At 66.4% G+C, this 14,006-nt stretch carries 6 protein-coding genes; 3 read left to right on the forward strand and 3 right to left on the reverse strand.

Annotation, left to right across the window (positions count from 1 at the left end; genetic code table 11):
- Positions 1 to 29 precede the first annotated feature (29 nt).
- From rpoC to HL653_RS09135, 3 genes are all read right to left on the reverse strand, one after another.
- Positions 30 to 4,310, reverse strand: coding sequence for a DNA-directed RNA polymerase subunit beta' (gene rpoC / locus HL653_RS09125; RefSeq protein ID WP_171744248.1), 4,281 nt, complete (start codon positions 4,308 to 4,310; stop codon positions 30 to 32).
- Positions 4,311 to 4,434: 124 nt separating this feature from the next.
- Positions 4,435 to 8,604 (reverse strand): DNA-directed RNA polymerase subunit beta, encoded by a 4,170-nt coding sequence (gene rpoB / locus HL653_RS09130; protein ID WP_171744249.1) that lies wholly within the window; start codon positions 8,602 to 8,604, stop codon positions 4,435 to 4,437.
- A 297-nt stretch (positions 8,605 to 8,901) separates the two neighbouring features.
- Complete coding sequence (locus HL653_RS09135; RefSeq protein WP_171744250.1) at positions 8,902 to 10,227, reverse strand: methyl-accepting chemotaxis protein; 1,326 nt, start codon at positions 10,225 to 10,227, stop codon at positions 8,902 to 8,904.
- Between the two features lie 103 nt (positions 10,228 to 10,330).
- On the opposite strand from HL653_RS09135, the gene HL653_RS09140 reads away from it, so the two are divergent.
- The 3 genes from HL653_RS09140 (at position 10,331) to HL653_RS09150 (ending at position 13,926) form a co-directional block, all read left to right on the forward strand.
- Positions 10,331 to 10,861, forward strand: a complete 531-nt coding sequence (locus HL653_RS09140) for a GNAT family N-acetyltransferase (RefSeq protein WP_171744251.1) — start codon at positions 10,331 to 10,333, stop codon at positions 10,859 to 10,861.
- 306 nt (positions 10,862 to 11,167) lie between these two features.
- Complete coding sequence (locus HL653_RS09145; protein ID WP_171744252.1) at positions 11,168 to 11,692, forward strand: acyloxyacyl hydrolase; 525 nt, start codon at positions 11,168 to 11,170, stop codon at positions 11,690 to 11,692.
- 137 nt (positions 11,693 to 11,829) lie between these two features.
- The gene (locus HL653_RS09150) at positions 11,830 to 13,926 is read left to right on the forward strand and encodes a prolyl oligopeptidase family serine peptidase (RefSeq protein ID WP_171744253.1); all 2,097 of its coding nucleotides are present in this window, start codon (positions 11,830 to 11,832) and stop codon (positions 13,924 to 13,926) included.
- Positions 13,927 to 14,006 lie beyond the last annotated feature (80 nt).

Genomic DNA, 14,006 nt, shown 5'->3' on the forward strand with positions numbered 1-14,006 from the left:
GCGCTTTTTCGAGCCCGAAAGGGCGACGATCACTTGTCCAGGTAATCGCCCGCATCCGCGTCGGTGCCATGCGATTCGCCGACCACTTCGGCCAGGGCATCGCTGCCCGTATCGGCCTGGACCGGCTGACGCAGCTCGGCGGCATGCTCCTCGGCCGCGGTCTGCGGCGCGATGAGCGAGGCCTGCCAGCTCTTCTGCTGGGCCCGCAGCGCCGCATCGCGCGACGAGGCGGTGACGCGCAGGCGGTTCATGCCCGCACCCGTACCCGCCGGGATCAGGCGGCCGACGATGACGTTCTCCTTGAGGCCCGTCAGCGTATCCACCTTGCCCTGCACCGAAGCCTCGGTGAGCACGCGGGTGGTTTCCTGGAAGGACGCCGCCGAGATGAAGCTGCGGGTCTGCAGCGACGCCTTGGTGATGCCCAGCAGGATCGGCTTGCCCTGTGCCGGCTGGCCGCCATGCTCGGCCGCCTTGGCGTTGAGCTCGTCCATCTCCTCGCGGTCGACCTGCTCGCCCGGAAGGAGCGTGGTGTCGCCCGCGAACGTGATCTCAACCTTCTGCAGCATCTGACGAACGATCGTCTCGATGTGCTTGTCGTTGATCTTCACGCCCTGCAGTCGATAGACTTCCTGGATTTCCGACACGAGATATTCGGCGAGCGGCTCGATACCGAGCACCTCGAGAATGTCATGCGGATCCGGCGAACCGCCGATCAGGTTGTCGCCACGCTTCACGTAGTCGCCTTCCTGCGCGTCGATCGTCTTCGACTTCGGGATCAGATATTCGACGGGCTCGCCGCCATCCTCCGGACGGATCAGGATCTTGCGCTTGGCCTTGTAGTCCTTGCCGAATTCGACACGGCCCGAGACCTTGGCGATGATCGCATTCTCCTTCGGCTTGCGCGCCTCGAACAGCTCCGCCACGCGCGGCAGACCGCCCGTGATGTCGCGGGTCTTGGCGGCTTCGCGCGGGACGCGGGCGAGAACCTCACCGGCCTCGACCGACTGGCCATCGTCCACCGCGATGACGGCGCCGACGATCAGGCGGCTGACGCCCGCCTCGCCCGAGCTGTCGTCGAGAAGGGTGAGGCGCGGACGCAGATCATCCTTCTTGCCGCGGCCCACATCCTCGATCACGACGCGCTGCGTCAGGCCGGTCGTCTCGTCGGACTCTTCGCGAACCGTGCGGTTCTCGATGAGATCCTGATAGCGGACCGTGCCCTTCTTTTCGGTGATCACCGGCATGAAGGCCGGATCCCACTGCGCGATGCGATCGCCCTTCGAGACGAGATGGCCTTCCTCGAACAGCACCTGCGCGCCGTACGGCAGGCGATGGGTCGCCCGCTCGCGGCCGTCCATATCGACGATCGCGATTTCGCCGTTACGCGCCAGGCTGATGCGCTGGCCACGCGGATTGAGGATCGTGGGCAGGCCACGAAGCTCCAGCTTGCCGTCCGACACCGCTTCGAGGTTCGACTGCTCGTTGAGCTGCGCCGCGCCGCCGATGTGGAAGGTACGCATGGTGAGCTGCGTGCCCGGCTCGCCGATCGACTGCGCCGCGATGACGCCGACGGCCTCGCCGATGTTCACCGGCGTACCACGGGCCAGATCGCGACCGTAGCAGGCGGCGCAGACGCCGCCCTTGCTCTCGCAGACCAGCGGCGAACGGATCTTCACCGCCTGCGGCGAGACCGCCTCGATCTTCGCGATCAGCGCTTCGTCGAGCAACGTGCCCTCCGGAGCGACGACCTCGCCGGTCTTGCTGTCGACGATGTCCTCGGCCGTGGTGCGGCCCAGGATACGCTCGCCCAGCGACGCGATGGTCGCACCACCCTGCACGATCGCGCGCATTTCCAGCGCCCGCTCGGTGCCGCAATCCAGCTCGACGATGACGCAATCCTGCGACACGTCGACCAGACGGCGGGTGAGGTAACCCGAGTTCGCCGTCTTGAGCGCGGTGTCGGCCAGACCCTTACGGGCGCCGTGGGTCGAGTTGAAGTACTCAAGGACGGTCAGGCCTTCCTTGAAGTTCGAGATGATCGGCGTCTCGATGATCTCGCCCGAAGGCTTGGCCATCAGGCCGCGCATGCCTGCGAGCTGCTTGATCTGCGCCGCCGAACCACGCGCACCGGAGTGCGCCATCATGTAGATCGCGTTGATCGGCTTTTCGCGGCCGGCATTCTCGCCGTCCTCGTAACGCCGGACCGTCTGGATCTCCTTCATCATCTCGGCCGCCACGCGGTCGCCGCAGCGCGACCAGGCGTCGATCACCTTGTTGTACTTTTCCTGCTGGGTGATCAGGCCGTCCTGATACTGCTGCTCATAATCCTTCACGAGCAGCTTGGTCTCGTCGACCAGCTCTTCCTTGGCGGCGGGGATGACCATGTCGTCCTTGCCGAAGGAAATGCCGGCCTGGAAGGCGTGGCGGAAGCCGAGCGACATGATGCCGTCCGCGAACAGCACCGTCTCCTTCTGGCCGGTGTGGCGATAGACGATGTCGATGACGTCGCCGATCTCCTTCTTGGTCAGCAGGCGGTTGATCGTCTCGAACGGAACCTTGTGGCTCTTCGGCAGCGTCTCGCCGAGCAGCATGCGGCCCGGCGTCGTCTCGACGCGCTTCATGTAGGGCTGGCCGTTCTCGTCGGTCTGCGGCACGCGGCTCGTGATCTTCGTGTGAAGCGTCACGGCCTTGGCGTTGAGCGCCTGATGCACCTCGGTCATGTTGGCGAGGAGCATGCCTTCGCCGGGCTCACCCTCCTTCATCATGGAGAGGTAGTAGAGGCCCAGCACCATGTCCTGCGACGGCACGATGATCGGCTTGCCGTTCGCGGGGCTGAGGATGTTGTTGGTCGACATCATCAGCACGCGCGCTTCCAGCTGCGCCTCGAGGCTCAGCGGGACGTGCACGGCCATCTGGTCGCCGTCGAAGTCGGCGTTGAAGGCCGAGCAGACGAGCGGGTGCAGCTGGATCGCCTTGCCTTCGATCAGGACCGGCTCGAACGCCTGGATGCCCAGACGGTGGAGCGTCGGCGCGCGGTTCAGAAGGACGGGATGCTCGCGGATGACCTCATCCAGGATGTCCCAGACTTCCTTGCGCTCCTTCTCGACCCACTTCTTGGCCTGCTTCAGGGTCATGGAAAGACCCTTGGCGTCCAGGCGGGCGTAGATGAACGGCTTGAACAGCTCGAGCGCCATCTTCTTCGGCAGGCCGCACTGGTGCAGCTTCAGCTCCGGACCGGTCACGATGACCGAACGGCCCGAATAGTCGACGCGCTTGCCGAGCAGGTTCTGACGGAAGCGGCCCTGCTTGCCCTTGAGCATGTCGGACAGCGACTTCAGCGGGCGCTTGTTGGCACCCGTGATCGTGCGGCCACGACGGCCATTGTCGAACAGCGCGTCCACGGCTTCCTGCAGCATGCGCTTTTCGTTGCGGACGATGATGTCCGGCGCGCGCAGCTCCATCAGGCGCTTCAGGCGGTTGTTACGGTTGATCACGCGGCGATACAGATCGTTCAGATCCGAGGTCGCGAAGCGGCCGCCGTCCAGCGGCACCAGCGGGCGCAGTTCCGGCGGGATGACCGGAACGACGTCGAGGATCATCCATTCCGGGCGGTTGCCGGAATCGAGGAAGCTCTCGACGACCTTCAGGCGCTTGATGATCTTCTTGGGCTTCAGCTCGGACTTGGTGACGGCCAGCTCTTCGAGCAGGGCCTTCTTCTCGCCTTCAAGGTCGAGGTCCATGAGCATGGTCTTGACCGCTTCCGCGCCGATGCCGGCGGAGAAGGCGTCCTCGCCATATTCGTCCTGCGCGTCGAGCAGCTCGTCCTCGGTGAGGAGCTGGAACTTCTCGAGCGGCGTCAGGCCGGGCTCCGTGACGATATACGCCTCGAAGTACAGCACGCGCTCCAGCTGCTTCAGCTGCATGTCGAGCAGCAGGCCGATGCGCGACGGCAGCGACTTCAGGAACCAGATGTGCGCGACGGGGGCGGCCAGCTCGATATGGCCCATGCGCTCGCGGCGGACCTTCGAGACGGTGACTTCGACACCGCACTTCTCGCAGACGATGCCCTTGTACTTCATGCGCTTGTACTTGCCGCACAGGCACTCGTAATCCTTGATCGGACCGAAGATGCGCGCGCAGAACAGGCCGTCACGCTCGGGCTTGAACGTGCGATAGTTGATCGTCTCGGGCTTCTTGATCTCGCCGAAGGACCAGCTGCGAATGCGGTCGGGCGAGGCGATGCCGATCTTGATCTGGTCGAAGGTTTCGGGCTTCGCGATCGGATTGGCGAAATTGGTCAGTTCGTTCATGTGATCCCTCACTCAGCTCCCCTCCCGCATGCGGGAGGGGTTGGGGGTGGGCAGGCGCCGGAGCTCGCTCCGTTCGCGCCCACCCCTCGATCCCCTCCCGCAGGCGGGAGGGGAGGGTTCCTGTTTACTCCGCGGCTTCGGCCAGCCCGTCATCGTCGGCGTCTTCCGCCGAGTTCAGGTCGACGTTCAGGCCGAGCGAGCGCATTTCCTTCACGAGCACGTTGAAGCTCTCCGGAATGCCGGCCTCGAACGTGTCGTCGCCCTTGACGATCGCCTCGTAGACCTTGGTGCGGCCGACCACGTCGTCGGACTTCACCGTGAGCATTTCCTGCAGCGTGTAGGCGGCGCCGTAGGCCTGGAGCGCCCAGACCTCCATTTCGCCGAAGCGCTGGCCACCGAACTGCGCCTTGCCGCCCAGCGGCTGCTGGGTGACGAGCGAGTAGGGCCCGATCGAACGCGCGTGGATCTTGTCGTCCACGAGGTGGTGGAGCTTCAGCATGTAGATGTAGCCCACGGTCACCTTGCGGTCGAACGCGTCGCCGGTGCGGCCGTCATACAAGGTCGACTGGCCCGACGTATCGTAGCCGGCGAGCGTCAGCATGTCGGACACGTCGCTCTCGCGGGCGCCGTCGAACACCGGGGTCGCCATCGGCACGCCGTTCTTCAGCAGCTTCGCCATCTCGACGACCTGATCGCTGCTCAGCGCATCGATCTCGTCGTGATACTGCGCGCCGTAAACCCGCTTCAGGCTCTCCGACACCGCCGACGGGGCGGCGCCCGCCTTCGGATCCGGATTGGCATCGCGCCACTCTTCCAGAGCCTGCGTCACCTGCTGGCCCAGACCGCGCGCGGCCCAGCCCAGATGGGTTTCGAAGATCTGGCCGACGTTCATGCGCGACGGCACGCCCAGCGGGTTCAGCACGATGTCGACGTGGGTGCCGTCCTCCAGGAACGGCATGTCCTCGATCGGCAGGATGCGCGAGATGACGCCCTTGTTGCCGTGACGGCCGGCCATCTTGTCGCCCGGCTGCAGCTTGCGCTTCACCGCGACGAAGACCTTGACCATCTTCAGCACGCCCGGCGGCAGCTCGTCACCGCGCTGCAGCTTCTCGACGCGATCGTCGAACTTGGCGACGATCGCGGCGACCGCTTCGTCATACTGGGCCTTCACGGCTTCCAGATCCGACTGACGGGCATCGTCGGCGACGGCGAACTTCCACCAGTCGCGACGCTCGACCTCTTCGAGGATCGTCTCGTCGATCACGGCGCCCTTCTTCGTGCCCTTCGGGCCCGAAGCGATCGTGTGGCCGAGCAGCATTTCCTTCAGACGCGACCAGCTGGCGCGGTTGAGGATGGCGCGTTCGTCCTCGCGGTCCTTGGTGAGGCGGTCGATCTCTTCACGCTCGATGGCGAGCGCGCGCTCGTCCTTGTCGATGCCGTGGCGGTTGAACACGCGCACGTCCACGATCGTGCCGGCCACGCCCGGGGGCAGGCGGAGCGAGGTGTCGCGCACGTCCGACGCCTTCTCGCCGAAGATGGCGCGGAGGAGCTTTTCCTCCGGCGTCATCGGGCTTTCGCCCTTCGGCGTGATCTTGCCGCACAGGATGTCGCCCGGCTCCACTTCGGCGCCGACATAGACGATGCCAGCCTCGTCGAGGTTGTGCAGCGCTTCTTCGCCGACGTTCGGGATGTCGCGGGTGATGTCCTCCGGCCCGAGCTTCGTGTCGCGGGCCATCACCTCGAACTCCTCGATGTGGATCGAGGTGAAGACGTCGTCCTTCACGATCCGCTCGGAGATCAGGATGGAGTCCTCATAGTTGTAGCCGTTCCACGGCATGAACGCGACGAGGGTGTTGCGGCCCAGCGCCAGCTCGCCGAACTCGGTCGACGGGCCGTCGGCGAGGATGTCGCCGGCCTTCACCACGTCGCCCACCTTCACCAGCGGACGCTGGTTGATGCAGGTCGACTGGTTCGAGCGCTGGAACTTCATCAGCGTGTAGATGTCGACGCCCGAGCGGCCGGCATCGACCTCACCCGAGGCGCGGATCACGATACGGCCGGCGTCGACCTGGTCGACGATGCCCGGACGCTTCGCGGCGATCGCCGCACCCGAGTCACGCGCCACCGTCTCTTCCATGCCGGTGCCGACGAACGGCGCCTCGGCGCGGACGAGCGGCACGGCCTGACGCTGCATGTTCGAGCCCATCAGCGCGCGGTTGGCGTCGTCGTTTTCCAGGAACGGAATGAGCGATGCCGCGACCGACACGAGCTGCTTGGGGCTCACGTCCATCAGCGTGATGTGGTCGCGCGGCGCCATCAGGAATTCGCCGGCTTCACGCGCCGAGATCAGATCCTCTACGAACGTGCCGTCGGTCAGCACTTCGGCGTTGGCCTGCGCGATCGTGTGCTTGGCCTCTTCCATCGCCGAGAGGTACACGACCTCGTCGGTGACCTTGTGGTCGATGACCTTGCGGTACGGCGTCTCGATGAAGCCATATTTGTTGACGCGCGAGAAGCTCGCCAGCGAGTTGATCAGACCGATGTTCGGGCCTTCCGGCGTTTCGATCGGGCAGATGCGGCCATAGTGGGTCGGGTGAACGTCGCGGACTTCGAAGCCCGCACGCTCACGCGTGAGACCGCCCGGCCCGAGCGCCGAGACGCGACGCTTGTGCGTCACTTCGGAGAGCGGGTTGGTCTGGTCCATGAACTGCGACAGCTGCGACGAGCCGAAGAATTCGCGGACGGCGGCCACGGCCGGCTTCGCGTTGATCAGGTCGTTCGGCATCACCGTCGACACGTCGACCGACGACATGCGCTCCTTCACGGCGCGCTCCATGCGGAGCAGGCCGACGCGATACTGGTTCTCCAGCAGCTCGCCCACCGAACGCACGCGGCGATTGCCGAGATTGTCGATGTCGTCGATCTCGCCCTTGCCGTCCTTCAGGTTCACGAGCGTCTTGACGACCTCGAGAATATCCTCGGCGCGCAGGGTGGTGACGGTGTCCTCGACGTCGAGATCGAGACGCATGTTGAGCTTCACGCGGCCGACGGCCGAGAGATCGTAGCGCTCCGGATCGAAGAACAGGCCGGCGAACAAGGCCTCGGCGGTTTCCTTCGTCGGCGGCTCGCCAGGGCGCATCACGCGGTAGATTTCGGAGAGCGCATGATCGCGCTCCTCGACCTTGTCGGCGGCCAGAGTGTTGCGCATCCAGGCGCCGGTCGAGATGTGATCGATGTCGAGCAGGTCGACATGATCGAAGCCGGCATTGTCCAGCTTCTCGAGATTCTCCGGCGTCACTTCGTCGCCCGCCTCGATGTAGATCCGGCCGGTGGCCTCATCGATCAGGTCGAACGCGGAATAGCGGCCGTAAATTTCCTCGGTCGGGATCAGCAGGTTCTGCAGGCCGTCCTTGGCCGCCTTGTTGGCGGCGCGCGGGGAGATCTTGGTGCCCGCCGGGAACACGACTTCGCCGCTCTCGCCGTTGACGACGTCGAACGACGGCTTCTGGCCACGCCAATTCTCGGGGAGGAAGGGCACCTTCCAGCCGCCTTCGCCGCGCACATAGCGCTGCGTCTTGTAGAATTCGTTGAGGATCTGCTCGCCGTTCAGGCCGAGGGCGTACAGCAAGGTCGTCACCGGCAGCTTGCGCTTGCGGTCGATGCGGACGTTGACGATGTCCTTGGCGTCGAACTCGAAATCGAGCCACGAGCCGCGATACGGGATCACGCGGGCGGCGAAGAGATACTTGCCCGAAGCGTGCGTCTTGCCGCGGTCATGATCGAACAGCACGCCCGGCGAGCGGTGCATCTGCGAGACGATCACGCGCTCGGTACCGTTGATGATGAACGTGCCGTTCTCGGTCATGAGCGGCATGTCGCCCATGTACACGTCCTGCTCCTTGATATCGAGCACCGAGCGGGTTTCCGTATCCGGATCCACCTCGAACACGATCAGGCGCAGCGTGACGCGCATCGGCGCCGCGAAGGTTATGCCGCGCTGGCGGCACTCTTCGATGTCGTACTTCGGCTCTTCCAGCTCGTACGTCACGAAATCCAGCTCGGCGGTGCCGGCGAAATCGCGGATCGGGAAGACGGAGCGCAGCGTCTTTTCCAGGCCCGACACATAGCCGATCGAGGCATCGGACCGCAGGAACTGCTCGTAGCTTTCCCGCTGAACCTCGATCAGGTTCGGCATCTGCACCACTTCGTGGATGTTGCCGAAAACCTTGCGGATGCGCTTCTTCGCCGCACTCATGTGCGTCGGGGCGCGTGCCGGAACTGACTGGGTCGCCATCAATTATCCTCGCGGAGCATCACCAAAAATACCCGCCTCGCTGCGGGCCTGCGGCCTTTGCGTGGAAGGACTCCACGCAAAAAAGTGCGGGTCCGGACCGTCGGAACCGCACTGGCAGCGTCTGATCCCGTCTGCCCCCATTCGTCGCGGCCGTCGCGCTACAAGCGGCCGTGTCCCGGGGCGGGACGGGCGGCGCGACTCCTCCGAACGGAAAAGTGGCGCCTGGGATGTTGGATTGGGCGCATATAAGCCCTCTTCAGAATTTGGAAAGCCCCCCTGTGGCGCGGGGACAAGAAATCAGCCCGCAGTACCCAGCTCGGCGAGGAAGGCATCTACGCGCTCGCGCAGGCGGCGCGCGTCGCGGCCGAGATCGTCGGCGCGCGCGCGCAACGCTTCGGTATGGCCGGATGCGGTGGTGACGAGTCGCTCGGTTTCGGACGCGCCCGCCTGGATCGCGGCGCTCGCCTGTCGGGCGCGATGCACGTTGGAGGCGAGCAGGCGCGCCGAGTCGGCCTCGGCCTCCACTGCCTGCTCCACCGACAGCGAGACGCCGTCCACGATGCGGGCGATCTGCTCCACCGCCGCCTGGCTCGCGGCGATATCGACGGCGATGTCGCGTATCTCGCCCATCTGGCCGCCGATCGTGCCGACCGCCTCGCGGGTGCGGCCGGCGAACTGGCGCAGCTCGCGCGCGACGATGCTGAAGCCGCCGCCGGCCTCGCCCAGCCGCGCCGCCTCGATCGCGGCGTTGACGGAGAGCAGATGCGCCTGCGTGGCGACCGAGCGGATCAGCGCGAGATTCTCGTCGATCGACTGCGCGGCGGTGGCGAGCGCGGCGCCGCGCCGGCTGCCCGCCTCGGTCAGCTCGATCGCCTCGCCCGCGCTGGTGCGCGCGGAGGCGGCGGCGTCGCGCAGATGCTGGATGGTGGTGGCGAGGCGGGAGCCCTGGTCGGCCAGGCCGGTCATGTCGTCGGTCGTGCGCTGGCAGGCGGCGGCGACGATCGCGGACTGGCGCTGGAAGGCCTCGACGCGGGATCGCGTGCCGTCGGCGGCGCCGTCGATCGCGGTGGCGGCGTCGGTCAGGTCGTCGGCGATCAGGTCGACATCGCCCAGGAAGCGCGCGCTGGCCTGCGCGCTGCGCTCCCAGCGTTCGGCCTGCGCGGCGGCCAGCCGTGTCTCGCGCTCGCCCGCCAGCTTCAGCAGGGTCCGGTTCGCCAGCAGGCCGCAGAAGCGCCCCTTCTCGGTCAGCAGCATGCCTTCGCCGCCGCCGTTGCGCGCATAGATATCCAGCAATTCGCCCAGCGGCGTGCCGATCTCCGCCGTCGGGCAATCGCGGCGCCGGCTGGCCGCCGTCCGCGCGAATCCGGGATTCATCAGCAGCGAATGGCCGAAGGGATTATAAAGGATCGCGCGGATATCCTGCTCCAGCATCGCGCCGACAGGGCGGTCCGCCGCATCGACGATCGCCAGCAGGCGCAAAGTCGGCTGATCGCGGAACAGATCGATCGCGGCGCGCAGGGGGGCATCGGCCTCGACCTTGAGCGCCGCACCGCCCGGCTCGCATAAAGTGAGCAGGTCGGCCGTATCGGCGGCAGGCTCGGCACGCGGGAGGAGGGCGGTCATCGGCATCAGGGTCCGGTTAGCGGTTCATGCTTAATGAGGGGATAAACTGGCGTGACGTTTCAATGACAAGACGATGAAAAACGGCGGGAAAAGGCCAGCTTTGATGTCACACCCGATTTTGATCCGCCCCGTCCGGCAGGACGATGCCGCGGCATTGGCCACGATCTACGCGGCGCATGTGCGGCATGGCACCGCCACGTTCGAGGTGGAGGCGCCCGATGCGGAAGAGATGCGGTTGCGCGTCGCCACCGTCGTTTCGCGGGGCTGGCCGTGGATCGTGGCCGAGCGTGCGGGTGAGGTGATCGGCTATGCCTATTGCGGGCTCTTCCGCACGCGCCACGCCTATCGCTTCACCTGCGAGGATTCGATCTATGTCGATGCGGATCAGGTGGGGACGGGCGCGGGGCGCGCGCTGCTGGCGGGTCTGATTGAGGCGGCCCGCGCGGCCGGCTTTCGCGAGATGATCGCGGTGATCGGCGATGCGGACAATCGCGCCTCGATCGGCCTGCACGAGGCCTTGGGCTTCGATCATGCCGGCGTGATGCGGCGCGTGGGCTACAAGTTCGATCGCTGGATCGATGTGATCTACATGCAGAAATGCCTGGTGGAACCCGGAGATCCCATGCTCCGCTGATGCCGGCAACCCGCTGACGGCGGACCTCTGGCCGCTGGCGCTGATCGTGCCGCTCTTCGTCCGGGATCCCTATCGCCTGCGGACGGTGCATAGCGCGTATCGGCTCTAATTCGGCCTGTGCCTCGCGCTCGATATTCCGCTGTATCGGCTTTGGGGCGCACGCCCGGCTGGCGCGAGACAGCGACGCATCTGCTGGGATCTCGGGCAAGGCGGGTGAGCGCCCAGCGCCGTTTTTCCCGCAAATCGGCCTTATTCGACCGGCTTCCCCGGTTCCTCTAAAAGCAAAGGCTTTTCCAGGGGTTGCTGATGGTTCGTCGCGTGGCTTGGTGGGGTGGGATGATGCTGGCGGGGGCGATGCCCGCGCAGGCGACCGATCTGTTCGGCGGCCTCTACAAGCATGACGTGAACATCTTCGCCAAGAAGCTGCACGAGGGCGGCGCGGATATCGAGGCGGGGATACGCGGCGATGCGATATCGGCGCTCGGCTTCGTCGGTGGCCCCGCGCCTTACGCGTTCGTTTCGGTGAATACGGACGGCGGCACCAATTTCGCGGCGGCGGGCCTGTCGTGGACATTCGGCGGGCCAATCTACGTGCGCCCCGGCATCGGTATCGCCGTGCATGATGGGCCGCTCCGCCGTTATCGCGGTACCGACCGGATCGATCTGGGCAGCCGCGTGCTGTTCAAGCCTGAGCTGGCGATCGGCTGGCAGGTGGCGCCGCGCTGGTCGGTGGAGGCGAGCCTGACTCACCTCAGCCACGCGCAGATCTTCAGCCACCAGAATCCGGGCGTCGACATGGCCGGCATCCGGGTGAATTTCCATCTGCCGTGAATGCTGTCGCGCTCCGGCGAACGCCGGGGCACGGGGCGGTGCGGCCCGATCCTAACTAGGTCCGTGCCGGGCGCAGCCGATTGAAAGCGAGGCGCACCGCCCATAGGCTGCCTGCTCTGACTGGGCGGGAGCGACGGATGCGGGCGAAATACTGGCTGGCGACACTGGGAGGTTTCGGCCTGGCGATCACGGCCGTGCAGGCCGCCTCGCCGCCCGATCTGGAAACCTTCCTCGCTTATCCGTTCCTGAGCGGCCTCACCGCGCCCGCGCAGGGCGGCCGGCTCGCCTGGATCGAGAACCGGCAGGGCAAACGGTCCGTCTGGCTGGCGAAGGGGGCGGATCTCGCCGCGACGCGGCTGGCGGGCACCGGGCTCGACGACGGGATGGAACTGGGCGAGCTGACCTTCTCGCCCGATGGCCGCATCCTCGCCTGGGTGCGCGGCGGCGGCGAGCATAATGGCTGGGCGGCGAGCCTGCCTCCGCCCAATCCGGCCTCGGCGGTGGTGCAGCCGACCCAGTCCGTGTGGGTCTCGGTCGACGGCGCCGCGCCCATCGAGGTGGCGGAGGGCGCGGAGCCGGCTCTGTCCTCCACCGGGCGGCTGGCCTTCATCAAGGGCAATCAGGCGTGGACGGTGGCGCTGACTCCCGGCGCCAAGCCCGAGAAGCTGTTCTACGATCGCGGCCATGTCGGCGAACTCGTCTGGTCGCCGGACGGATCGAAGCTGGCCTTCGTCTCGCGGCGCGGCGACCACAGCTTCGTCGGCATCTATGCCGGGCCGGACGTGCCGATCCGTTGGCTGGCGCCGGCCACCGCCTATGACGGCGACTTCGCCTGGTCGCCGGACGGCACGCGCATCGCCTTCGTCCGCCGCGAGGGCGAGCCGGACGGCCTCGCCTCCCCGTTGGCCGAGACGCCCAATCCCTTCTCGCTCTGGGTGGCGGAGGTGACGGCGAACCGCGCCCGCAAAATTTGGGAGAGCCCGAAGACGCTCGACGGCTCCTATCCCGAAGTGCCGGACGGGATGTTCGTGCAATGGATGGCGGGCGACCGGATCGTCTTTCGCGCGGAGATGGACGGCTGGCCACATCTCTATGCGCTCCCCGCCGCGGGCGGCACGCCGAAGCTGCTGACGCCCGGGGCGTTCATGGTGGAGCATGTGACGGCGACACCGGATGGCAAGTCCTTGATCTACGACGCGAATACCGGGGCGACGCCGGGCGACGTGGATCGCCGTCACCTGTATCGCGTCAGCGTCGACGGCGGCGCCCCCGTCGCGCTGACCAGGGGCGTGGAGGGCGAGTTCACCGCCGCCGCCGTGTCCGACGATCGCCTCGCTTATGTCGGCGCGCCGGCGACGGGGGCGATGCGCGTGATGCTGGCGGGTGCGAAGGGTGCCGCGCATCCGATCGGCGAGGCGGGCGCGCCTTATGCGCCCTCTGGCATGGTGGTGCCGCAGCCCGTCACCTTCACCGCCGCCGACGGCACCACGATCCACGGCCAGCTCTTCGCCGCCAAGGGCGGATCGGCTCATAAACCGGGGCTGGTGTTCGTCCATGGCGGGCCGCCGCGACAGATGCTCGCGGGCTGGGCTTACCGCGAATATTACGCCCACTCCTATGCGATGAACCAATATTATGCCGCGCACGGCTATGTCGTGCTGTCGGTCAATTACCGGCTCGGCATCGGCTATGGCCGCGCCTTCCAGCATCCGGCCAAGGGCGGTATCGCGGGCAATTCGGAATATCAGGACGTGCAGGCCGGCGCCCGCTTCCTCGCCGCGACGAACGGCGTCGATCCGGCGCGGATCGGCATCTGGGGCGGCAGCTATGGCGGGCTGCTGACGGCCCACGCGCTCGCGCATGACAGCGCCACCTTCAAGGCGGGCGTGGATTTCCACGGCGTCCATGACTGGTCGCTCTTCCCCAGCCTGATCTCCAAGCCGGACCGCTATGAGCAGGGCGATTATGAGGCGGCGATGAAGTCCGCCTTTGAAAGCTCGCCCGAGGCCGCGCTGAAGGGCTGGACCTCACCGGTGCTGCTGATCGCGGGCGACGACGATCGCAACGTGCGTTTCGACCAGACGGTGGACCTCGCCCGCCGCCTGCGCGCGCAGGGCACGCCCTATGAGACGTTCATCCTGCCGAACGAGATTCACGGCTTCCTGCGCTACGAGAGCTGGCTGCGCGCGGACGAGGTTTCGGTGGAGTTTCTGGGGCGGACGCTGAAGCCGTGAGGTGCCTTCTCCCCTCCCTGGAAGGGATTGTTGCGAAATTTCGCTTTTACCCCCCGTTTGCACTGAGCCTGTCGAAGTGC

It is taken from the genome of Sphingomonas sp. AP4-R1 (assembly GCF_013113735.1).
Taxonomy (GTDB): domain Bacteria; phylum Pseudomonadota; class Alphaproteobacteria; order Sphingomonadales; family Sphingomonadaceae; genus Sphingomonas_I.